Source organism: Catalinimonas locisalis (assembly GCF_038039535.1).
In the GTDB taxonomy this organism is placed as follows: Bacteria; Bacteroidota; Bacteroidia; order Cytophagales; family Cyclobacteriaceae; genus Catalinimonas.
Genome location: NZ_JBBPHP010000003.1, coordinates 25,199 through 49,617 on the forward strand (window position 1 = coordinate 25,199; position 24,419 = coordinate 49,617).

General features: G+C 39.4%; 18 protein-coding genes and 1 tRNA gene. 14 read left to right on the plus strand and 5 right to left on the minus strand.

The genetic code is table 11. The features are described from left to right. The first annotated feature begins 90 nt into the window (after nucleotides 1–90). Nucleotides 91–2,421, plus strand: coding sequence for a PAS domain-containing sensor histidine kinase (locus tag WJR50_RS06100; RefSeq protein ID WP_341292353.1), 2,331 nt, complete (start codon nucleotides 91–93; stop codon nucleotides 2,419–2,421). A gap of 194 nt (nucleotides 2,422–2,615) precedes the next feature. Next, on the plus strand, nucleotides 2,616–3,431 hold the full coding sequence (locus WJR50_RS06105; protein WP_341292354.1) for a hypothetical protein: 816 nt from the start codon (nucleotides 2,616–2,618) through the stop codon (nucleotides 3,429–3,431). Here the strand turns inward: WJR50_RS06105 and WJR50_RS06110 are convergent. After that, on the minus strand, nucleotides 3,396–4,421 hold the full coding sequence (locus WJR50_RS06110; protein ID WP_341292355.1) for an XRE family transcriptional regulator: 1,026 nt from the start codon (nucleotides 4,419–4,421) through the stop codon (nucleotides 3,396–3,398). The two genes, WJR50_RS06105 and WJR50_RS06110, sit on opposite strands and share 36 nt — an antisense overlap. Nucleotides 4,422–4,494: 73 nt before the next feature. Here WJR50_RS06110 and WJR50_RS06115 point away from each other — a divergent pair, with 73 nt between their 5' ends. The 11 genes from WJR50_RS06115 to WJR50_RS06165 all read left to right on the plus strand — a co-directional run bounded on the left by WJR50_RS06115 (nucleotide 4,495) and on the right by WJR50_RS06165 (nucleotide 16,614). Next, nucleotides 4,495–6,357: an ABC transporter ATP-binding protein gene (locus tag WJR50_RS06115; RefSeq protein WP_341292356.1), complete on the plus strand. Its 1,863-nt coding sequence runs from the start codon at nucleotides 4,495–4,497 to the stop codon at nucleotides 6,355–6,357. A 96-nt stretch (nucleotides 6,358–6,453) separates the two neighbouring features. Further along, nucleotides 6,454–6,527: transfer RNA gene (locus tag WJR50_RS06120), tRNA-Arg, on the plus strand. A gap of 384 nt (nucleotides 6,528–6,911) precedes the next feature. Further along, nucleotides 6,912–7,286: an Xre family toxin-antitoxin system antitoxin gene (locus tag WJR50_RS06125; RefSeq protein ID WP_341292357.1), complete on the plus strand. Its 375-nt coding sequence runs from the start codon at nucleotides 6,912–6,914 to the stop codon at nucleotides 7,284–7,286. Continuing rightward, nucleotides 7,286–7,726, plus strand: a complete 441-nt coding sequence (locus WJR50_RS06130; RefSeq protein ID WP_341292358.1) for an RES family NAD+ phosphorylase — start codon at nucleotides 7,286–7,288, stop codon at nucleotides 7,724–7,726. Before WJR50_RS06125 ends, WJR50_RS06130 begins: the two co-directional genes overlap by 1 nt. A gap of 402 nt (nucleotides 7,727–8,128) precedes the next feature. Beyond that, nucleotides 8,129–8,956 carry a Hachiman antiphage defense system protein HamA gene (locus WJR50_RS06135; protein WP_341292359.1) on the plus strand — a complete coding sequence of 276 codons (828 nt, stop codon included), beginning with the start codon at nucleotides 8,129–8,131 and terminating at the stop codon, nucleotides 8,954–8,956. Next, on the plus strand, nucleotides 8,953–10,380 hold the full coding sequence (locus tag WJR50_RS06140; RefSeq protein WP_341292360.1) for a DEAD/DEAH box helicase: 1,428 nt from the start codon (nucleotides 8,953–8,955) through the stop codon (nucleotides 10,378–10,380). Before WJR50_RS06135 ends, WJR50_RS06140 begins: the two co-directional genes overlap by 4 nt. Next, nucleotides 10,328–12,499 (plus strand): hypothetical protein, encoded by a 2,172-nt coding sequence (locus WJR50_RS06145; RefSeq protein WP_341292361.1) that lies wholly within the window; start codon nucleotides 10,328–10,330, stop codon nucleotides 12,497–12,499. Before WJR50_RS06140 ends, WJR50_RS06145 begins: the two co-directional genes overlap by 53 nt. Nucleotides 12,500–12,694: 195 nt before the next feature. Next, nucleotides 12,695–13,453: a metallophosphoesterase gene (locus WJR50_RS06150; RefSeq protein ID WP_341292362.1), complete on the plus strand. Its 759-nt coding sequence runs from the start codon at nucleotides 12,695–12,697 to the stop codon at nucleotides 13,451–13,453. A 47-nt stretch (nucleotides 13,454–13,500) separates the two neighbouring features. Continuing rightward, on the plus strand, nucleotides 13,501–14,490 hold the full coding sequence (locus tag WJR50_RS06155) for a virulence RhuM family protein/type II toxin-antitoxin system death-on-curing family toxin (RefSeq protein ID WP_341292363.1): 990 nt from the start codon (nucleotides 13,501–13,503) through the stop codon (nucleotides 14,488–14,490). 109 nt (nucleotides 14,491–14,599) lie between these two features. Beyond that, nucleotides 14,600–15,238 (plus strand): hypothetical protein, encoded by a 639-nt coding sequence (locus WJR50_RS06160; RefSeq protein WP_341292364.1) that lies wholly within the window; start codon nucleotides 14,600–14,602, stop codon nucleotides 15,236–15,238. Between the two features lie 53 nt (nucleotides 15,239–15,291). After that, a complete protein-coding gene (locus WJR50_RS06165) occupies nucleotides 15,292–16,614 on the plus strand; it encodes a hypothetical protein (protein ID WP_341292365.1) in 1,323 nt (440 codons plus the stop codon). 51 nt (nucleotides 16,615–16,665) lie between these two features. Here WJR50_RS06165 and WJR50_RS06170 read toward each other — a convergent pair whose 3' ends face one another. From WJR50_RS06170 to WJR50_RS06185, 4 genes are read right to left on the minus strand one after another with little or no spacing between them, the layout of a single operon-like run. Then, on the minus strand, nucleotides 16,666–17,718 hold the full coding sequence (locus WJR50_RS06170) for a nucleotidyltransferase domain-containing protein (protein WP_341292366.1): 1,053 nt from the start codon (nucleotides 17,716–17,718) through the stop codon (nucleotides 16,666–16,668). A gap of 1 nt (nucleotide 17,719) precedes the next feature. Beyond that, the gene (locus WJR50_RS06175) at nucleotides 17,720–18,478 is read right to left on the minus strand and encodes a nucleotidyltransferase domain-containing protein (RefSeq protein WP_341292367.1); all 759 of its coding nucleotides are present in this window, start codon (nucleotides 18,476–18,478) and stop codon (nucleotides 17,720–17,722) included. A gap of 8 nt (nucleotides 18,479–18,486) precedes the next feature. Next, entirely contained in the window at nucleotides 18,487–21,060 is a 2,574-nt protein-coding gene (locus WJR50_RS06180; RefSeq protein WP_341292368.1) for a polynucleotide kinase-phosphatase, read from the minus strand. Nucleotides 21,061–21,069: 9 nt separating this feature from the next. Further along, entirely contained in the window at nucleotides 21,070–22,467 is a 1,398-nt protein-coding gene (locus tag WJR50_RS06185) for a 3' terminal RNA ribose 2'-O-methyltransferase Hen1 (RefSeq protein WP_341292369.1), read from the minus strand. Between the two features lie 102 nt (nucleotides 22,468–22,569). Between WJR50_RS06185 and WJR50_RS06190 the strand changes: the two genes are divergently transcribed. Then, entirely contained in the window at nucleotides 22,570–24,321 is a 1,752-nt protein-coding gene (locus tag WJR50_RS06190) for a phytanoyl-CoA dioxygenase family protein (protein ID WP_341292370.1), read from the plus strand. Nucleotides 24,322–24,419: the final 98 nt, after the last annotated feature.

Here is a 24,419-nt window from a genome sequence, read left to right on the forward strand (position 1 = left end):
CTTCATTTGCAATAGATTAAAAAACACCTAAATTCCTCAAAGTTACTGGTCTTTCAGCCTTTGAGCATCATAAACTCATAGTCTGCACCTATGGAACCCGAGCATAAAACACATACAAACACTGCTTTTATCATAAGTGATGGTTATGATCTGGAATCAATAACCTCAGATGTAAAAGCAATTCGATTAGCACTTCAAAGTGGTGCCGACCAAGATTTGGAGATTGTAAGCAAAAAAGAATGGCACTTTGTCGCGGATCAGTATGCTTTTCTGGGATTCCTGATCAACAAAAAAATTATATTGTTTTGGGTAAAAGGTAACGTCAGGAAAAAGCACAGTAAGGCAGTCTATGAACGTATGAAAAAAGTGATGGCATCTGCCGATCAGTCTCAGCAGTTGTATCATATCCTTGACCTTTCTCACATTACCTCTTTTTCTCTCTCAGCGCGCAAAGTTTATGAAAATATTACCAATGCACTTGCTCCGCACTGGAAGCATAGCTATTATGTATTATCGGGCCTGGGAACTACCATCTTCCGTATTTATACTACCATTCAACCAAACTTCTCCAATAATGTGACCCTTGCCAAATCACTGCCTCAGGCACTTACGATAATACTGGAGAATGATAATACTAAACAGTCTATAGCAGAAGCAAGCCGTTTATCCAAATTTGACCCACGCCAGGCAAGTCATGAAGAGCTATTACATGAATATCAGCACCTGGCAGAAAAGCACGAAAAACTCCATCATCTTCATAGAAACAGGGCTCAGAAGTTGCTTGAGATGGTGGGAAAAATCACCTGGAACAAAGACTTTGACAGCAAAGATTTTCGTGCTGATCATAATGATGCTTTTTATAATGTATTTGGAGCTTTAGCCCTGTTACAATACGACCTTAAAGAGATTTTCAATCAGCAAAAAAAGACAAACCTAACCCTGGAAAAAGAAGTAGCTACCCGTACTTCACAGCTTGCCTCGGTGATTGAAAATACTTCTGAAATGATCATGTCAGTAAACCGTAACTGGCAGGTACAGGTAATTAATACGGCATTTCAACGGCGCTTTCAGGAAGCCTACGGGCAAAATTTAAAAAGTGGAGACCTTTTGCTTTCCAAGTTTCCTGAACATATCAGAGAATTTTGGCAAACTCGCTTTGAGAAGGCTTTTCGTGGAGAAGGATTCAGTGAAATAATCATGGAAACGATAAAGCAGGAAAAAACATATTTCCAGGTTACTCTCAACCCTATACAGGAAGGAAAGGAGATAAAAGAAGTTTCAGTATTTGGACTGGATATTACCAATCTCAGAAAAGCGGAAGAAAAAGCAAAGGAATATGAAGGTAACCTCATCAAGGCACTTAAGATTGCCCGTGCAGGTAGCTGGGAGTTTGACCTGCAAACCCGTAAAGTTAAAATTGGGAAAGAGGGTTTGAATATATTAGGGCTTCCTGCTGATAAAGATCTTATACTTACGCTGGAAGCGTTTGTAGATCGCTTTCTCTATCCGGAGGATGTTTCATTCTTACAGGAAAGACTGGCATGGGCGGAGCAAAATGAAGGAGATCCTAATTTTCAAGACCAATTTCCTTATCGGCTCTATCACCAAAATGGTAAGTTACTTCAGTTTATGCTGTATTCGCATTACAAGGCCAATTCACCTAAAGTGATTTTCGGTATTTCACAGGACATTACTGCCCAGAAAGAGGCCGAAGATAAATTACTGCAACAGAACCTTGCACTCAAAAAAGTGAATAGCGAACTGGATCAGTTTGTCTACAGTGTTTCTCATGACCTCAGAGCTCCACTCGCTTCTGTGTTAGGTCTCATCAACATTGCCCGGGAAGAGTATGAGCGCGATAACCTGATGCATTACCTGGATCTACAGGAAAAAAGCATACTGAAGCTGGATAGCTTTATCAGAGAGATCATGGACCTTTCTAAAAATGCTCGTCTAGCCCTACAGAAAGAGCTTATTGATTTTCAGAGGCTAGTAGATGAAGTTTTTGAAGAACAGCAATATGATCAGGAGAGCAGTAGCATTAAAAAGATAAGTAAAATTGATCATGCGCCGGATTTCTACTCTGATAAACGCAGGATAAGGGTTATCCTCAGAAACCTGATTTCTAATGCTTTGCGTTATGCCAACCTTCAACAGCCTCAACCTTTTGTGCAAGTAAGGGTGGAAATCAATCAGGAAGGTGCGCAGATTGAGATCACAGATAATGGTGTAGGTATAGATGCTGTGCATCAGTCTCGTATTTATGAAATGTTTTACCGGGCCAATCAGAATAAAAGCGGAAGTGGCCTAGGCTTATACATTGTGAAAGAAACGGTAGAGAAACTCCAGGGCGAAATTCACCTACATTCTGAGCCCGGAGAAATGACTAAGTTTACAGTTTACCTGCCTTCACTGGAATAGCCTGTGCAAAATATTACCTTACTTATTGCATACTTCTTCTGCAATTGCCTGCCGTAATTACAACTTAATTGTGCAATTGGCTTGGGACTTTATATCGTTAGTGAAACTTTAGAGAAACATAAGGGTAATATAAGTGTAGTGTCTAGCTTAAGAAAAGACACTATATTTACCGTCAAAAGACCCAATAAGATTCCATGTCACTTATCAAATCCCGTATTAAGCAAATAGAGATCAACTTCCAGACACTGCTGGCTCCCCCACCCTACGCACATGAATATCAGTTGGTCATTGATTTTTCTGATCAGCTTCAGACTTCTTTTCGGATCAGATACACTGAACGTGAGCAGCTTACCGAGGAAGAAATTGTAGAAGAAGGCTTTACTCTTTATGATGACTTTGAGTGGAAAGGTACGCTTCCCAAAGCCTGGAAACCTGCCATACTGGATGTTGTAGCCAATACTAATCACCTCTTTGATGCCCCAAAAGCCGAGAGTCAGCAGGTACTTGAGCTTAAGCTGGATTATGAAAATAATGAGACAGAAAATGGCATCCCTGATAATCTGGAAAGCTGGGAATATTTCAGTCAGGAAATCATACAAGCGGTCTATGAGATCAGTAAGAAAGAGCTACCTCTGGAAATAAGTTATGTTGAGCAAAGTGGAAATGATAAACAACTTATTCGTATTCAGCCTCGCTTCAGCCATCGTTCGCTTACTGTGACAAGAGAAAAAGATGGGAAGAAAGAGGAAAAAAGCCTTAAATGGGATCAGCTTATGTCGCTGCTACAGACCGTCTACCTACCCGACTATGATCCTGAAAAGGCCAAGAATAAGCTTCCCAACAAGCCCGGCAAGTATATTGACCAGGGAGATGGACTTTGGTACAAGCTTGGCAATGCAGTAAGCAATCCCAGCAAGAAGAAAGATGCGTTGGGTGAACTGGAGAAGATGTTCAGAAGTTTTTTTAGCGGCTTATTATTTTTCTTTCAGCTTCATCACTTCCTGCTGTAGCTCCAATACAATAGAGGTTAGCCGGGGCAGATCCATCGCTTCACTACTTTGAGTAGGAGAAAACTGATAAGGATCTTCGGCAGAAATGTACAGTACCACTTCCCAGGCTTCTACTTCTTTGCCCAATACCGGCAAGCTAATACGCTCATAAATCTGATTATTGGCTTCCAGTAATAAATTTCCTGATCGTGAAATATGGTTAAAAACCCGGCGGAAAAGAACACCTTCTGTGCGGGTGATCAGTACATGCGGCTTTCCATCTTTAAGCTTTTGAATACTTTCAATTCTACTACCTACCACTATCGCGCCACGGTTCACAGGCTGCATAGCATCATCTGCTACTTCAAAAGCCCGGTAGTGATCGGACGAAGAAGGTAAAGGAAGTGTCAATTCCGGTAAGCTTTCCAGGTAGTCCCTCTCCACCGCATTGTAGAAATAATGTTTGAACTCACTCTCCATCACCAGTCTTACTCTCTGCAAAGATTTTTTATTGTCTGTTGATGGAAAATCAATTCTCCTGGGCGGCAGATAAGGTCTTTTTTGCGGGCTTTGCTTAGAGCGTTCATCCCCCTCATCTATTAGATTATTAACTTGGTCATCGGACTGCTCCTCTCCAGGTAAATATTCATCATAAAACTCATCCTCTACCTCTTCCTCATGAAGATGCCGCATCCTGTCAGGATAAGTTCCAGACTGGCGAGTCCCGGACTGGCGAGTCCCGGACTGGCGAGTCCCGGACTGTCCAGTCGGGGACTGGCGAGTTTTCAAAGATTCTTTGAGTGGTCTACTTAATGGTTTAGAAACCAACTGATCAACCGAAACGTTGAATAGTTCGGCTGCTTTTACCAGCACTTCCAGCCGGGGGTTAGCTCTGGCTTCCTCATACGCTCCCAGCAAGGATCGCTTGATACCCAGCTTTTGGGCCATTTGTTCTTGCGTAAACTGGTACTTTCTTCTGAGGTACCGGATATTTTGACTAGCCGTATTCAAGGCAGTTGGTTTTAATTAGCAATTAGCTAAAATACTTAGTAAGTATACAAAAAGTTTCTCTTTCTACCCGAAAATGAGCTTAAACAAAGACAAAAAACAAACTTCAGCAAAAGATAAAGTAAAGCAAGGAGAAAAGCTTTCGCTAAAAGAAAGGTTTCAGGCGCTACAACACTTGCCTGCTTTCTTTCGCCTGATATGGCAGGTAAGCCCCAAAATGTTTCTGGCCAATGTAATCTTACGGGTGGTCCGAGCTGCTATTCCGGTTACAACTCTATACATTGGTAAGCTCATTATTGATGAGGTCGTAAGGCTGACCCAAACTTCTGGTGAGACTGATCTGACCTTGCTTTTCATCTACATAGGACTGGAGCTGTTGCTAGCGATTATTTCAGATGCCATCAACCGTGCAACTGTACTGTTGGATAGCTTATTAGGTGATAAATTCGCTAATGAGTCATCTGTACGGCTGATGCAACATGCTGGCTCTCTGGACTTGGCACAGTTTGAAGATGCAGATTTTTATGACAAACTTGAACGGGCTCGTAGGCAAACGGTAAGGCGCACTACGCTGATGACGCAGGTACTCAGTCAGTTTCAGAGCATCATTACGATTGGCTTCCTGGCGGCCGCTCTGGTAGCTTTTAACCCCTGGTTAATTCTGCTGATTATGGTAGCCGTAGTACCCGCTTTTCTGGGAGAATCTCATTTCAACGAGCGCAGCTATTCTCTCAACACCCAATGGACACCAGAGCGCAGAGAGCTAGATTATTTCCGCTTCATTGGTGCCAGCGATGAGACTGCTAAAGAAGTAAAGATCTTTGGTTTGTCTGATTTCTTGGTTAAGCATTTTAGCAAAATAGCAGACAATTACTATATGGCCAACCGGAGAGTGGCTATTGATCGCGCCCGCTGGGGAAGTGTGTTCGCCACCATCGGCACTGCCGGTTATTATGGCGCATACATTATGATAATAGTACAAACAGTAAACGGCCAAATCAGCATTGGTGACCTTACCTTCTTGGCAGGTTCTTTTTCCCGCTTACGCTCACTCTTGGAGAATGTTCTGAATCAGTTTTCCAGCATGGCAGAGGGCGCACTTTACTTACAGGACTTCTTTGAATTTTTTGAGATGAAGCCGCTCATTGCACTCAATGAGAATTCTTTAACCGTACCCCAGCCCATAAAACGAGGTTTTACTTTTGAGAATGTAGGTTTCAAATATCCTAACACAGATATCTGGGCAGTTCGCAACCTATCCTTCACGCTACATGCCGGAGAAAAACTGGCTTTGGTAGGAGAAAACGGAGCTGGTAAAACTACTATCATTAAGTTGCTCACCCGTCTTTACGATCCCAATGAAGGTCGTATTCTGTTAGATGGCTATAACTTGAAGGAATATAACCCTGCGGAATTACGAGAAGCCATTGGAGTCATTTTCCAGGACTTCGTTCGTTATCAGATGAATGCTTCTACCAATATTGCTGTAGGAAAAATTGAGGAAAAAGATAATCGTGTTAGAGTAGATGATGCTGCTTATCGTGGTATGGCTGATCAGGTGATTAGCAAACTTCCCAAAGGTTATGAGCAGATGATAGGGCGCAGGTTTGCAGAGGGCGTTAATCTTTCGGGAGGAGAATGGCAGAAGATTGCTATCAGCCGTGCTTACATGCGAGATGCGCAGTTGTTGGTTTTAGATGAACCCACCGCGGCGCTTGATGCCCGGGCAGAGTATGAGGTTTTTCGCCGTTTCGCAGACCTTACTGAAGGCAAAAGCGCGGTCTTAATTTCTCACCGTTTCTCTACCGTCCGTATGGCTGACCGGATATTAGTACTGGAAAAAGGTGGTTTATTGGAGATAGGCACTCACGAAGAGTTACTGATCAAAGGTGGAAAATACGCTGAACTCTTTGATTTGCAGGCCCAAGGTTACCGTTAAACGAAATTCTACATCCTAGTCTTGCAAAATTAGGCAGATATTCCTTACATTTGCAGCTCATTTAAGAAAAGCCTTCTACGCCAAGGCATACTTGAAGGTCTCGTAGCTCAACTGGATAGAGCAACTGCCTTCTAAGCAGTAGGTTCCAGGTTCGAGTCCTGGCGGGATCACAACAAAAAGTTCACAAATCCTTGTAAATCATGTATTTACAAGGATTTTGTTTTTTAAAGGTGCCGATATGGGTGCCTAAATTTAAAAATTTCGGCACCATCTCAAAATTTAGGGAAGCTAAGCACTACAATTTCTTATTAGCTAAACTTAAGCATTTAGCTCCAAGCACTTCTAAAATCGCCACATAATTTTATTGTTTTGGTATGACGTTAATGGTCAATTCCAATACACTATTTTCACCTATTTCGCAAACTCAAAGTAGAGCATCCAAGGAGTATCTCCACGATCTTGATGAGTAATTTGCCAATATTTTAAACCGATAAACAATTTTTCCAACGTGATTCGGAATATTTTCGTATACTTGAGAAAAAGAAGCAAAAGGTATGAATCCCTATCAGGTCATAGATACAGCAGAGAAAGGTATCTCTATCAAAATATTTGACAAACTGGTAAGCCAGAGTGGTTACTCTAAAGCAGCCCTTGCAGATTTTATAGGGTTGGATGTGAGAACGATCACCAACTACAAGAACAAGAACAAAGACTTCAGGAAAACGGATGCTGAACACCTGCTTAAACTTCAGGAACTGTTTGAGCAAGGTAAAGAAGTCTTTGGCAGCAGTGAAGAGTTTGCTCGCTGGCTGAGCAAACCTTCTTATGGTTTGGAAGGTCGCATACCGGAAAAGCTGCTCAACTACATTTCAGGCATTGAGCTGGTGAGTAGAGAACTTACCCGTATAGAATACGGCGACTTTTCCTAATGCTAGTCTACAGAATTACCAAAGCTAAATACGCTAAAGAATTAGTAGCCTCTGGTTTTCGCAACCGCTGGAATGAGGATGGACAGTTTGTTATCTATACCAGCGATTCCCGTGCGCTTGCCTGTTTGGAAAACCTTGTTCATAGAAGCAACAGTGGAAATAATCAGCTTTTCAAAACCATGATCATTTCCATTCCTGATGGCCTTCCAATATTAACTATACAGGAAAAAGACTTACCTAAGACCTGGAGAAAAGGGTACTGTGTAGAGTGTTTAGATATAGGTAAAGCCTGGTATGCAGAAAATAAATACCCTATCCTCAAAGTACCCACATCCATTATCCCTAATGAATGGAACTACATTCTCAACACTCGACATGCAGATTTTAGTAAAATTAAATTAGTAAGTACTGAGCCTTTCCTTTTTGATGAGAGATTGTGAATGATGAACGACAGTGCGTAACTAAGCACACCGTTGCCATCACTAGGGTCAAATGTGAATATCACTGTAGTAAAGACAAGCACCTATAGGCTCCAATTAGAACTCATAGTTTGAAATGAAGCAACTACCATAAACCACCAATACTACCCTAACCCAATGGTAAACAAACCTTTATTTAGAGAAATTAACTTTATATAGATTTTTTTACATAATTTCTTTACTATATTGAGCAAACGGCCTTACATAGAAGACAAAGTAAAAAACTATCGTTGTGTTACATGCAAAATGACACCTTGATACTAAAGTAAAAGTATAATTATACACTAACCCTACAAGCTGACTGAATATTCAGTTTATAAAAAAGCTAAATTTTATCAGCGCTCGTTAAGAGAAGACAGTAGTATGACTAAACAAGAAAAATTAATAGGAAAACATCCTGACAAATCTCATCAATTCGGGATTTGGCTTACAGCAAATGATTTACCCCCTACAGCTACAAAATGTCACAGAGAACTTAAAGAGGCTGATTCTCAAAATGAGACTTTAGTAGAATGGATGGCCAGAAAGTTAATAAATCATCATTACTCAGATTTTAGGTTGAAAAGATTAAAAGATAAATTTAGGAGCTTGGGCTTTAATAAATATGCAGAACAGCACAAAAAGCTTCCATCAGCTGATAAAGTAAAAAAAGGAAATGCAACTGAAATAATCTTGACAGATTATATTCAAACATCTCTTAAAAAAGAACTTGTCAAAGTTTTTAAGTTAAGATACAACCCCAATATTGACCAAGCAATTAAAGGTGATGACACTTTAATGGTTGATTTGATTGAAGAAAAAGGATTTGAAAAAATAAGAATTTACCTAGGGGAAGCCAAATTTAGAAAAACACCTTCAAAAGAAGTAATCCAAGATATTACAAACTCACTAAGCAAAGATACATTACCTCTGTCATATACTTTCCTCGTCGATGAAATCGCTAAAATAAATGAATCTCTTGCTGAAAAGTTGGATGATTACATTATTCAGGATATTAAAGATAAAGGTGATTTAATTTACACGGGGTTACTATTAAGCAATGGAAGAACCTCAGCGATGGTCGAGGAGCACTTAAATAGTGATAATGACCATTTAGTGTTTATTTCACTTGGTATAGAAAATCCTGAAGGCTTTATTAACACAGTATTTGCAAAAGCAGAAGAATTAATTTCAGAACCCCTAGAGTTATGAGGCTTGAATTCATAGAAGAGAGCTTTGCAAAATTAGAATCTGATTCCCTTTTACAAAATCTCATAGCTCAAGCAAATGCTAGATATATACTTTACAATACCGGAGAAACCAAAGGTAATTTTCCAAGGTACACTATTAAGGATGAACAACTAAACCTTCTTGCTTTTAAATATTTAAATATTGGATGCAATTATTTTGAAAATAAAATCTATTCTCAGGCTTCTCATTCAATTGAAAAAGGAGCATCTATCCTGGAGCATGTGCATGGCTCGCCCAATGTACAGACTAAGAATAAGAACCTTTACGTTTTAATTTCTGCATTGGGTTACTACGTTAGCTTTCAATATTCTAAATCATTCATTCTAATAAAAAAGATCCAAAGTGATACAATAATATCTTCATTAATATCTTTTTTTTTAAAACGTGATTTTAATCTGCTATCAAATGAAATAAACCGGTTGGTTATTAATTCTAACTATTCTGACGAATATATTGCAGAACACCATAGTGTTGATAATATCACTATCAAAGTTTATGAGATAGTTATTGCAAAAGCATTAAACTTTTATATGAGATACTACCATACTGGTGAGAAAGAATTATTAGAATCTGCGAAAAAGGACCTGAATAATTTAAAGGTAATTGCAGAGATAAGAGGAGAGCCTGATATATGGTGGGTAATAAGATTGCTTCTACTAATCCTTGAGGGTTTTAATCAAGCTTCTCTTTGGCAGGTTTTATCTAATTACTTTGATACGCAAGACAATTTTCCTTTAAAATATATTCAATCTCTTATTTATAAAACGAGCGGCAGTATAACAGAGTTGTTTGTAACTCAAAGAAACTCTTTGCCTAAAGTTTTGAGTCATGAATCAAATGGCTGTATTGTAAGTATCCCCACAAGTAGCGGGAAAACAAGAATTGGAGAAATTGCAATATTAAATTGTATCATGTCCCATCCTGATGATAAGATATTATTTGTTGCTCCTTTCAGGTCATTAGCATATGAAATAGAAAACTCCCTTGATGAGATTTTTAGTAACCTTAACATTTCAATATCTCATTTATATGGCGGTAGTTTGTTTAGCAAATTAGATGAAAAAATAATTGATGAATCATCCGTAATTGTTGCAACACCTGAAAAAGCTAAAGCCTTATTACGAAGCAATACAGAAGTACTTTCAAGTTTAAAGCTGGTCATTGTTGATGAAGGTCATCTTTTTGGTGAAAACAAAAGACTAATTGTTAATGAAATGTTTTATGAAGAATTAAAGTACCATGTGATCAAAAATGAGGGGAAATTTTTACTGCTATCTGCGGTATTACCAAATGCAGAAGATTTAGCAGAATGGCTAACAAATTCTTCAGAAAATGTTTACAAAGAGAACCTCCGAAGAGAGAGTGGGAAAATTAGAAATCAATAGTAGAACGATTCGAAAATCAAGCATTTTACCTAAATATGAAAAGTATAGGCCATTATTTCGTCGTATCTTTTATGATTTGGAAAAAGAAACGTTAGAAATTAGACAAGAAGTATCACTTGAAAGAATAAGTTATATTTTAAGAAAAGCTCCGATTAAACTACTTTCAATATTTTCCAATAGTCATCATTATATTGAGAAATATGTTGATTTAGTTTGGCAAAGTACTGATTCAGAAAGAGAATCCTTCAACACTAAATTTATTAAGAGTAAAGAGTTACCTAAAAAACCTCGTCAAAAGAAAGTTCACTATTTTCCTGAAACTAAAAATGAAGCAATTGCAGCTACAGCATATAAGTTAAGAACATTTGGGCCAGTGTTAATTTTTGTTGGCGATAAAAGATCTGTCTTTACGATTGCAAGAGAATATGAGAAATGTATAGATTCACAAGATGACAATTTTGCAATAAATAATCAAAATAATTGGACGGCTTTTGAATTAGCATGCTCAGAATCATATGGTTTAGATTCAGAATGGCTAGCTTTTGCAAAAAAAGGCATTTTCTGTCATAATGCCAATTTACTATCTGATGTGCGTTTACCATTGGAACGCTTGATGCGTAGTGAAAAACCAAGAGTGATTATTGCAACCTCAACCTTAGGACAAGGAGTAAATCTAGGTGTATCAACTGTTATTTTTTCCACCTTATATCAAGCAGGAGAGCTGATTACGAAGAGAGACTTTTGGAACATTGCAGGCCGGGCTGGTCGAGCTTTTGTCGATCATGAAGGTAAAATACTGGTTGCTCATGAAACCATTGGTAAAGGTAATAGAAAAATTAAATGGGAAAGAGATTTGATACATGAATTCTTTGATAAAGGAAATATCGATAAAGCTTTAAGTGGTTGTCTAGAATTGATTAAAGAACTTAAGTTAATTTCTGTTGCAAACGGAATATCTTTTGAAAATCTTATTGAATTAATTGCTAATAATAATTTAGTAAATGAATTGAATGAATTAGAAGAACTCGACAAAAAACTTGATTGGATTGATGATGGTTTATTAGCACTTCACAATTCATTTAATTTAGATGGTAATGAAATAACATGGGTTGAAGATTATTTTTCTAAATCCTTAGCTTATCTGCAAGCAGAAAGAAATAAGGAAATTTCAGGTGATGAAGTAATTGAGTTTGTTAAAGCAAGAATAAGAGGAATTACAAAAAAGGTTGGTGAAGAAAAAAATGATTGGGAAAAAGTAGTATCATCTGGAATACCTATTAACTCTGACCTCCAAATTGAGGAAAAACTTGACGATATTATTACTTTCATACAGGATTACATTATTGAAGACAAAACATTGGAAAACCGCATTTTACTGGTTAAAGAAATAGAAAATAAGATTAATGATATTAATATATTAAATGAAGCTTATTTAGAAAGTGTTGACGAAAAAGAAATTCGAGAATTGTGGTTAAGTGGCACTCCAATGTCTGAAATTACCATTTTAGAAAATGCTATAGATATTATAACCAAACACTATTCTTTTAATCTTCCTTGGGTGCTAAACGGAATTTCAAAAAAATTAATAAATAGAGATTTACATGAAGAATCAGAAGTAGTTGAAGAATTAGCCATTCTAACAGAAATAGGTTTACCCAATTTAAAGTCTGTAAAGATTTATCAAGCTGGTATTCGGTCGAGATCTTCTGCCCTTGAAATAGCTAATCTTTTTGAAGATGAACTTTGGGAAAAAAATGTAAAGACTTATAAAACTGTTTTAATAGAATATGCTGATTATTACAGGGACCAAGTATCTGAGACAGCTGCTTCATGGATTGACTTATTAGTTAATCTATCAAAAAGAGAAATGCTGAAAGTGAGTAGAATACCAAATTTCAGGTTCGGTAACGTCCATGAGCACACACAAAGGTTGATTGCAAGACAGATCAATGGAAAACAATATTTATTGAGTCCAGAATACAATCTAATTAAGAACATTAACGATTCAGACATTGATTTTTCAGAGGTAAATAATCTTAATGGGATTTATTTTGACTTTGATGAAAAAGATAATCTTTGGAAAATGACATGTATAAATCCCTATGTCAAAATTATTTAATGCTCCTCCTCTCATTAAATATTATTAATAGTAGTTTGAAAGAAAGTCACCTTAAATTACCAAATGTTTCATTTAAACCACTATAAGCCTAATTTTAATATAAATACTCAGCTCATCTCGTACACACAAGCTTAGTGTTGATAGTTTCTGACATAAAAAATCTCTAATTCGATTAGGCTGATAAACCTTCTCTTTATGATTATCCAGTACTGTTCAGATTTGCATTTAGAATTCAATGCTAACAAAAAGTGGTTGAAAGAGAACCCAATCCAAGCTGAGGGTGAAATTTTGATCATTGCTGGAGATCTTTTTTATCTGGATGAAGATTTTAAGAACCTGACATTTTTAGATTACCTTTCTCAGAGTTTTACAGAAACTTATATTCTTCCCGGTAATCATGAGTATTATGGAGGTTATGATGTGGAGCTACATTCAGGGGCATTAAAAAAGCCTTTGAGGGACAATGTATGGTTAGTTAACAACTGTGTGGTTGAAAAACCAAATATCAGATTGATTTTTTCTACCCTCTGGTCCAGGATAGAAAAGAATATTACAGCTATACTCTTTGGGATGGTTGATTTCCGTAGGATTTATTTCCAGAAGCAACGGCTTACCATTGATCATTATAACTTCCTCCATAATGTTTCTCTAGAGTTTTTGAAGCATGAGCTTCAGGTTGAGAGTCCAAAAAAACAATTGGTCATTAGCCACCATCTACCGAGTGAATTGTGTAATGCTGTAGAGTTTAAAGGTAGCCAACTGAATGAGGCGTTTTGCGTAGATCTAACACCTATGATCATGGATTCTAATATAGATGCCTGGATTTATGGCCATAGTCATAGAAATATACCTGAATTTAGAATTGGCAAAACCTTGATGCTGACCAATCAACTTGGATATGTTGACCATCACGAGCATTATAGCTTCAGGAGAAATGGTACTCTCAAAATTTAACATGGGCTGAAAATAAGTTACAGCCACCTATTTTTTATCTTTCAGCTATGGATAACAACAACCCTATAGAAATATTTGCTACTGAAGATGGTTCTACTGAAATACAGGTCCGCCTACAACAGGATACTGCATGGCTATCACTGAACCAAATGACTGAGCTTTTTGACCGGGATAAGTCTGTTATTTCCCGCCACCTGGCTAATGTTTTTAAAGAAGGTGAGCTAAAAAGAAATTCAGTTGTTGCAAAATTTGCAACAACTGCGGCAGATGGCAAAACTTACCAAGTAGAGTATTTCAATTTAGATGTCATCATCTCAGTAGGTTACAGGGTTAAATCCAAAAGAGGCACACAGTTTAGGATCTGGGCTAGCAATGTACTGAGGCAGTACCTGGTACAGGGTTATGCACTCAACCAGAAGCGTTTGCTGGAACAACAGCAAGCTCAGATGAATAAGCTACAACAGGCTATTCGCATGATTAGCGAAATGCCCGAGCGTACTGAATTATCAACTGATGAAGCAGCCAGTATCCTGAAAGTATTGCAGGAATACAGTTATGCACTAGACATTTTGGATCAGTATGATCATCAATCGGTAGAAGTACGCCATATACAACCTCAGGAAACCTATCGCCTCACCTATAGTGAAGCCCGGAAACAAATAGATCGTTGGAGGGATCATTACGGTGCCGGTAAGCTTTTTGGAAATGAAAAAGATGAATCATTCAAAAGCTCCATAGATACCATTTACCAGACTTTTGATGGCATGGACCTCTATCCTTCAGTAGAAGAGAAAGCCGCCCATCTGCTGTACTTTATTGTCAAAAACCACTCTTTCTCAGATGGAAATAAACGGATCGCTGCGGGTATCTTCGTCTGGTTCCTGGATAAAAACCGCATGCTCTATCGTACGGATAAAAGCAAACGAATAGCCGATAATGCCTTGGTAGCCCTTACCCTGATGATTGCCGAAAGTAAAGCTGATGAGAAAGAACTGATCATCAATGTGGTGGTAAACCTGATCAATAAGCAGAATTAAAGCAGTAGCATTCGTTAATCTGTGTAATGAACATGCGAAAAACGATGTGAATGTCTGGATATAAATTGAGATTTTGCAAATCTTAATTCTTAGCATACCCACCTGCTCAATGGAAGATTATTTTCTCAAGAAATTTGAAAGCAAGTCTGATCAGGAGTTACTACAGATTATTGGTCGCAAAGAAGGTTATCAGAAGGCTGCCGTCAATGCAGCGATTGAGCTTTACAATGAAAGAAATGCTACTACAATTCCTAAACTCTACGATAAAGAAGATTTCGTTGGAAGTGAAGCCAATAAAGGTAGTACCATTAGGAGTTTGGATCTCAAACCATTTTTAAGAACCCTTAGCTATCGTGATTTCTTAACCTCCTTTGCTCTGGCGATGTTCTACCTTGCACTTACATCAGTGATCAAATTCTACGGAGATGAAATTGAACCTGAGCGATTAGGTGATGCTATCATCATTCTATCTGGATTTATAATAATATTGGCTTGTCACATCATTTATAAGATTGAGCATCACCGTGCTAATAACTTTGTGGGCCGGGTTACACAGGATTTACTCTTCATGGTTCTACTTATACTATTGAAGAAAAGTTACGATAGCTTGGTCTACAACAACAATTATTTCTCTCTGGATGATTTCATCCATTTTGGGTTTCTTTTCTTAATCCTGTCTGTTGCAATAGAGCTATTAGTAACAGTCTTGAGATACGTTTTAAGGTGGTTCAAATGTCAAATATTCTAAAGATCAAGTTAGGTATCGTTTTGCTATCATGTTTCATCCTCGCTATGATCCCAATGATGAGATACAACTTCTATGCTCCTGTTACCATCAAAAGATGGCAACCACTTAACTGGAATGACTTTCAGGGTTTTGCTAAACCTTTTTCAAAATGGGGAGCAGCCATCAGCAGTAACGTATACCTCGAGTTTGATACGGTAGATCAGCTGTATATCGCCTACGCCGGGCAGAATAACCAGTATTCTTGGGTCAAAACCAGTTCAGTGAATTCCAATAGTTCAGACTACATGCTCAACCATGAGCAGTATCATTTTAACGTTACCGAACTGCATGCCCGAATGCTCAACCGATATTTAGTAGAAAATCCGAATGAGGCAGAAGAAAGATATCTTACGAAACTGGCAGATATCCGAGCGCAACTCAACCAGATGCAGGATAATTATGATAATGCATCTGATCACGGTTCAACAGTTCATATGCAAAGAAGATGGGAGTATCAGATAGACTCTTTACTGAAAGTGTATTCAGAAGAACCAAACAAAATAACTGACTACTATTCAGGAGCTAACATCTTTTTTCCATTTAAAATGCACCTCTTAGTACAAGTTAACAATGAAGGTGCATCGCGAACTTTTGGGTCAGAAAAGTATGGTATGGCATTCTCCTTGGAGTCTGCTCAGTATGATTTTATTGAAGCTAAAAATCTTAATGAGGATCTTTACCAACATTATGTAAATGATTCAATAGAAATCTTGTCTTTTGAGAAGGATACTAGCAAATTTGATTTTGAAGCCAGCACAGTTGTTCGTGATAGCGATCAAAAATTTACTATTCAACATCTATGGGTATATCAAGACCAATATTTATACAAGGTATCCGCCGCCTATCCCTTCGCTGACGAAACAGCAGGTTATGAAGAGATAGCCAGGTCGTTCCTAAACTCTTTTGAGATTGTGAATACTGATGCTTACTGGATTAACCGTCTGAAACAATCAGATGCAAGTGGTATCGCTCATGAAATCATGAATGGAAATTCCAATTACGAGCAAGAAATTGAACAATGTGCTACTTATGCTGAAGAAAGACCATATAGTTTTTACAGAGGTCCATTTTTCTCAGAAGATGGGCAGTTAATCCTGGCAATGGACATCATTGAGCACGAAGATAGTTTAGTTTACGAGAGCGGAATCATTGTAGATGACCAATGGTATGCATTCTCTCCTGATACGACTGATCAGATCTTATTTATACCCACTGAAAGAGTGCCAAAAGAGCCATTCCACTTGGATTTTGGCTACTTTTTATCAGAGGACACCACAAAGGAATGTCTGGAATTTCACTATCAGACCCTTCGGGTGAATCCTCCAAAAATAAAATAATAAGAGGCATTTCTATCAATAGAAATCAAATTTAGCACCTAACCTTTTAGGTTAGTAATATAAACTCTCTCTCATTCTCACCAACAAAGCTTCAATCCTATCCAAATCAGGAGTTTCCGGTAAGGCAGACTGCTTATAGATTTCTTCTATTTGGTTGATTTTCTGCACTGCCTGTTCTACTAATGCTTCATAGTCAAAAACCCCTTTTTTGATGTTCAGTAAGAAATCACGTTCAGGGCGCCGCACCCTGACCGTACCTTCTTTGCCTATTTCTTCTGCCATAGCTAGCAGCCGGAATGTATGCATCATGTTTTTGGCATCGTAATTCTTACCATGAGAAAGTGTATTCTGATAACGGGCATCATTTCGTTTTTCTACCCACTCCCAGTATTCTCTGTAATCTCTGCAATAAGAGGAATAGCCTGACTTATTGAAGGACATGATGGCTACGGGCTTAGTTTCTTTGGGAATTGAACTCAAAGAGATATCATTGGCTTTCTCGCTCTGGACAATACCCTTATAATTCTGCTTCGGATCATGATACAATCCATACACCTCTCTCATATGAGCAATGCTGGATAAACCACAGTCCTCCTGCTTCATCTGGTTTTTAGTGAGAAAATCCTTCACTGGCACTGATCCCTGCCCCTGCACCACATAGCAAAAGTCAAGTACGGACTTTCTTTCTTTTTCTACCGGATTGAGGATTTTCTTATTCAACCCTCTGGCTTTCTTTACCTGCGTCATGGCATAATTGCCAAAGGTCTGCTGACACAAACGGGAAAGAAATAGCTCTTCCCTGATCTCCTCCATCAGGAAGTGTTTATAAAGTATACAGTCTTCAGGAGTATTGAGCAATTCCAGAATATTAGGATTATTCTTGGCTAGCAGTTCTACAAATTTCCCTAGCTCATAGTATACAATATCATTACTTTCATTGCTCAACTGAGGGATGTAGTTCATGCCATAAAACTGTTCTTTGGACAAATAAAACACACCCCGGATATCGGTATCTGACTCAGCAGTGGCCAAGCCATAGGCTTTACTGCCGCTGATACATTCCAGCAGCAGTAAGCCTCTTTCCTTCATTTCCTCTATTGTCATCTCAATCTGATTTTACAGTTTCTCTAAAAAAACTATCCAGCAAATACATGTCTTTTGCAGGAGTATTTAAGGTTTTACTCCCTTCTTGATTACTTTCAATCACTTCCTCAAGAAAAGTTAATAGTCTTTTACTGGATGGATGCTTGTACGATTCTTCTTTACCTGACTTCAAGGCTCTCAGCTTATCAATCTCTTCCAAAATCTCAGAGGGCAAGGATAAGCCTTTGAGCATTTCAGTGAAATTAACGGGTGGAAAAGTCTGGTACTTAACCACCCAATGCGCTGCATTAGCTGTTCTCAAAGCATAAAAAAGATTCTTAAGCCGATACTTATCCGCATCACAAAGTGTATGGTACTTTTTAGCCATACTTTGGTAATGATAAAAACCCGCAGGGGGGGCGAAATATAGTTTCGCTAAGCTCCTAAGCTTTTCAAGAAAACGCTGATCTGTAAAATACACTAATGGAGAATATATCCACTCCATCAGTGGGACATTTGACTTTGCTAAGAGTAATAGGCTCTTATCTATATCCCATCCACCGGCATCAAAGTCTCTACTTATCTTAGGATTGATCACATCGCTCTTTTTGAAAAGTGAGAGATAAGCATCCTTTTGCCTCCTGTAAATGAAGCGTACATCGTAATCACTATCAGGAGAAGGAAATCCCCAGGCACGAGAACCTGCCTCGCAGGCATGCAATATCTTTATCAGGTATTCCTTCTCAATAGCTTTCAACTTATTGATGATATTCTTTTTCATGTTTGTATCTATAATCTTGGATCTATGGGTTCGCTTTCCAGCGCTAGCACTCCAAACACACATTCATGTATTCGGCGTAATGGCTCTTTTTTGACAAACCTTTCTAGTCCTTCTAAGCCCAACGCAAATTCTCGCATAGCCAGCGACCTCTTGCCAGACAACCCACGCTTTTTGAGTCTTAATAAATGCTCAGGAGCCGTATATTCTGGTCCGTAGATAATTCTCAAATATTCTCTACCCCTACATTTGATAGCAGGTTGTACCACTCCTCTTTTGCCATGACTAATAAAATCCAGCGGCTTGATGACTATGCCCTCCCCTCCTTTTTCTGTCAAAGCTTCCCACCACTGGACTAGCGCTTGTTGCGACTGTTCATCAGTAAGATCTACAATTCGATAAGGGGTAGCCATCAGTAATTCTTCATCTCCATAGCAAATCTCCTGAATGTGCTGCATATGCCACTCATGCGATTTATCCATATGCACAGCACCTTCGGTAGCCAGGATATGAAAAGGCGCCAGCTTATAATCTGCAATACTCTTCACCGGCCAGCAGTATTGACGGTAAGTAGTACAGTAATCCTTGACCATCTCCTGCTTCTGTGTATATTTTTCCAGTAGGGCATCTACACCTTCAATTTGGCGGGTAGTTGCTGAGGAAAGTACCTCTACAGTAGCTGATAAAGAAGCTTCCGCAGCAGCTCCTACTGAAGCGTACTGTTCCTGTAAGAGTGCCTGTGCTTTGGCCGACCAGGGCATCAACTCAGCATCCAAACAAACCCAATCCGTATCAAATTTCTCCCAGAAGTTAGTTTTTGTCAGCGCAGCATTGACTCTGCTCAAAAACTCCTGCTCATATGCCAGCTCATTGAAAAAACTTCTTCCGGTACGAGTATAGCATTTGCCAATCCCCTCACCTTCTATACCAAACCGCTTCACGGCAACTTCTTCATCTTGACAAATGACGAGTATCGCTCTGGACCCCATATGCTTTTCTTCACAGATTACTTTCTCTATGCCTTGCCTACGATAGAATTGCAATGCTTCTTCCGGTCTTTCTAAATAATCAGGTTGCTCACTGGTCTCGGTAGGTGACATGGTAGGCGGCAGATAAATAAGCCACTTCGGATTGACAGCGAACCTACTCATCACCTCCAAGGCAGCCATCTCATTTTCCTCTCTGATGGTCACATTGTTCCTCAGACGAGTGCTGATAATTCGTTTGCCCAATACATCTTCCATATCCAGCAAATCATCATATTCCTGCTGCTGATTCAAAGAGAGTTCAGGAGAGTGCAAGGGACGAGCAGATTCAGCATATACCTGAAGGGCATCTACTGAAACCAGTTCTTCCTCAGGATAACGCAAAGCCGTTAGCTTCCCACCAAATACACAGCCTGTATCTATGTCAATGGTACGGTTAAGCCACTGCGCTTCGGGTACGGGTGTATGCCCGTACACCACCATAGCTTTACCCCGATACTCTGAAGCCCAGTCATAGCGTACTGGCAAACCAAACTCATCAATCTCTCCGGTAGTCTCGCCGTACATGCAGAAAGCTCTTACCGCACCACTGCCTCTACCCTGCATCTCCTCCTTGATTCCCGCATGTGCTACCGCCAGTTTACCATCATCAAAAACATAGTGACTCACCAGACTATAGAGGAATTCTTTTACCTCTATACGAAATGCTTCTGACTCGGTAGAAAGCTGCTCTACTGTTTTTTCCAGTCCGTGCTTTAGCTGCACATTTTTACCGTTCAGGTACCTCTGCAACTTCATATCATGGTTGCCGGGCACGCAATAGGCAACACCAGCCCGCACCATACTCATGACTAGCTTTAATACCGCAGGAGATGCGGGACCACGATCCACCAGGTCACCCAGAAAGATCACTTTTCTACCTTCAGGAGGACTTACTTCCAAACAGAAGTTACTGCCGTTATCCTGTACTTCTTTTAACGCATACCCCAGTTTGACAAGTAACGCCACTAATTCTTCATAGCAACCATGTATGTCTCCTATAATATCAAAAGGTCCGTGAACCTCTTTTTTATCGTTGTAGAGTTTTTCACGCACAACCTGCGATATGCCTTCTACTTCTTCAGCAGACTTCAAGACATGGATATGACGAAAGCCTTCTCTTTTCAGCTTTTTCAATGACCTTCTCAGTTGTGAGCGCTGCTGACGGATCACATGCTTGCCAAAGTTCCTATCGCTACGCTGATCATTTCTTTCCTGACATACATCTTCCGGCAAATCCAGTACAATGGCTACGGGTAAACAGTGATATTCCTTAGCCAGATGAACCAGTTTTCTTCTGCTTTCTTCCTGCACGTTGGTCGCATCTACGACTGTGAGTATACCTTTTTTGAGTCGTTTAGAAGCGATATAATGCAAAAGCTCAAAAGCATCAGGTGTAGCTGACTGGTCATTTTCATCATCTGATACAATTGCCCGACACTGATCAGAAGAAATCACCTCGGTAGACTTAAAATGCTTTCTAGCAAAAGTAGATTTTCCTGAGCCAGATACACCAATCAAGGCTACTAAAGAAAGCTCTGGTATTTTTATAGTGTTCATTTTTGGTTGCTACTTTAAGTTGAAAATGGCCATCTGGGAAGGTGCTCCGAACTTAGGGTGCTCCTCTCCTACAGCTTTAAAATTCACTGCATAATCATGAGCCTCAGCTACTCTGCTAGCCCAGGCTTTGAACTCTGCCCTGCTCCACTCAAAGCGATGATCACTATGGCGAAAAGCTCCGGATTCCAGCGTTTCAAAAAGCTGGTTGTAATCCCGGTTGGGTGTAGTGAGCACAATTGATTTTGGCCTGGCAAACTCAAACAATACTCTTTCCAGTGCAGCCAATCTGTTTTCATCCAGGTGTTCAATCACTTCTACTAATGCCGCTGCATCAAAACCTTCTAGTCTTTTATCTCTATAGGTGAGTGCTCCATGAATCAGATTGACCCTCTCCTTCTGGCGAGGGGCCATCTCCTGAAAATGAAGCCTCTCTTTGGCTTTCTCCAGTGAACGATACGAGATATCCATGCCCAGAATATTTTCAAACTGCTTTTCCCGAAGCAGCATCTTGAGCAATTTTCCTTCTCCACAACCCAAATCCAGCACAGTCTTAGCTCCGGATGATTTCAGTTCAGAAAAAACCTGCTTTAGCCTTTCCTGATGCAGGGTCTCTTTTCTTTTGATTGTCGCATCATCTTCTTCAGAGTCTTCCTCATCAGCTACACTATCCTCAGCAAGCAATTGACCCAAAGCACTTTTGGTAAATCTGCCGATATTGAGCAGGTAACGCTTAGTGATTTGCTCTTTTTCGGGATGGTTGCTCAACCAACCTTCTCCTTTTTTGAGCAACTTATTGACTTCATCTTCACTCACCCAATAATGCTTATCATTATCCAATACTGGAATCAGCACATACAGATGCGAAAGCAAATCCTGTAAACGAGTCTGACCTGTAAGTTTAAGATGATAGTATTTGCTTTCTCCCCATTCTGGAAAATTTTCATCCAACATCTGTCTTTCTACCCTCACTTCATATCCCAGTGGCTCAAACAGTTTTCTGATCAGCAACTCTCCTCCTTTGGGTGCGGGCAAAGCTGATAAACTCACCTCAAATGGCATTACCTTATCTACTGCTTCAGGCCTATTCGCACAAGTACCGTTCATCGCAGTGGAAAAAGCTTTGGCAATGGCTACACTCATTAGGGATGAAGCTACATAAGGCCGGTCATTGACATAATGGCCTAGTGTAAAACTTTCGGCAGCAGTATTTCTGGCATTCCTGACCAATGCTATAGGGTCAATATCCAGCAGCAGTGCAACGGTGCATTTATCTTCATTTGCTTCAGGATAGAAAACATGTGCTTTGCCACTGGAAAGCGCTACCTCTTGCAGGCGATCCGGATGTTTGTGCAGCAGATAGCCTAAATCGGTAGCAGGCGAATATGTAGTTGAAATCGTTAGTAACATCTTTTTATCATCTTCTTCATTAATGATACAAGTGTAAGCAGCCACTACGCAATCTTTTTGCGTAGTAGAAAAAATTTCACTTTTTTGATAAAATTTTTGCTTATGCCTGTTAACAGAAACGCACTGATTCGCTACAAAACCATTGACCAATGTCTGCGTAACCGCTTCCGTAAGTGGACACTCGAAGATTTAGTAGAAGCTTGCTCTGAAGCTCTATATGAATATGAGGGCATTGAGAAAGGTGTAAGTACTAGAACAGTGCAGTTGGACCTGCAAATGATGCGGAGTGAAAAGCTAGGGTATAATGCCCCTATCATTGTAACTGATAGGAAATACTATACTTACGAAGATCCAGATTACTCCATCACCAACATTCCTCTCACAGTCAAGGATTTAAACAAGCTTACTGAGGTCATTGAAATACTTAAGCAGTTCAAAGGCTTTAGCCATTTCCATGATTTATCAGGTATGGTGCAAAAGCTGGAAGACAAAGTTTATACTGAAAAAACCAAGCAGGAGTCGGTCATCCAGTTTGAAACCAATGAAAATGTAAAAGGGCTGGAGTTCATAGACGATTTATATCAGGCCATTATTCAGAAAAAAGCGATACGTCTCACCTATCAGTCATTTAAAGCCCGCAATCCTCAGAGCTTTGACTTTCACGCCCAGCTTTTAAAGGAATTTCGTAACCGCTGGTTTGTACTTGGCTTCAAAGGTAAAAGACAGTTACCTCTCTTATTAGCACTGGATAGGGTAATTGACATCGCCCCCTGCAACGCTCCATACATACCCAATACCCAACATGACTTACAGACCTATTTTAAAGATGTGGTAGGTGTGAGTGTGGAAATAAACGGTAGTACTGAACATGTAGAAATCTTTGTAGAACAGAAGCACTTGCCCTATATACTGACCAAACCTATTCATCATTCTCAGCAGCTTAAACAGAAACTCCCCGGCGGAGGTATCATTACGCTGGATGTGCAACTAAATTTTGAGTTAGAAAAGGAGCTACTAGGCTATGGTGAAACCATCAAAATTTTGAACCCTCCGCGTCTGTTTCGCAGTCTTAAGAAAAGAATAACTATGGCTCACCAATTGTACACTTATGACCTACATCCCATAGTAGCCCAAGAAAGCATCAAAAAAGTGGATCGCAGAGGTACGGCTATACTTAATGGCATCTACTCTCCAAAAGAAGTAGAGCAAATGGGTAGGATATTAGATAATTACAAAGCCAGTGTGGATGGACAAAATAACACTGAAGTTTTCGCCATCAGAAAGTTGCTTCAAGAACTTCCTGAGTTGAAGGAACATATTTTTAACCTGAAACTACACACCCTACTCCAAGAAGGGATGGGAGAAGGCTATTTTCTCTGCAAAGCGATCTATTTTGACAAACCTTCCACTTCCAATTGGTATGTTACGTTCCATCAGGATGTCCCCATCAATGTCCAAGAGAAAATAGAAACCGAAGCGTACTCAGGATGGACCAGCAAGAAAGGAGTGGTCAGTGTTAGACCACCCATAGATATTTTGAAGAACATGTATACCATCCGAATTCACCTGGATAATACTACCGCTGAGAACGGAGCACTTCTCGTATTTCCAAAGTCTCATTTCGGCATTTGGGATCATCAGCAATTTGAACAATTTCGTCAAACAAAATCTCCTACATGCTGTGAAGTAGAAGCAGGAGGTATTCATCTCATGAAACCTCTCACCCTTCATGCCTCCCAAAAAACCACCAATGCCCAATCCAGAAGAGTCATCCACCTGGAATTTGCTTCTAGTGAATTACCCAATGGATTGGAGTGGGGGGAGAAGGAAGTAGTTATTTTTACCCATCAATAGAGTTATGGTGCTTTTTCTTTTAAAAAACTTTTAACTGTCTGAAAAGAATAAAAGTTACTAGGGCGTGTTGACAATTAATGAATGAATCTAGGACATAT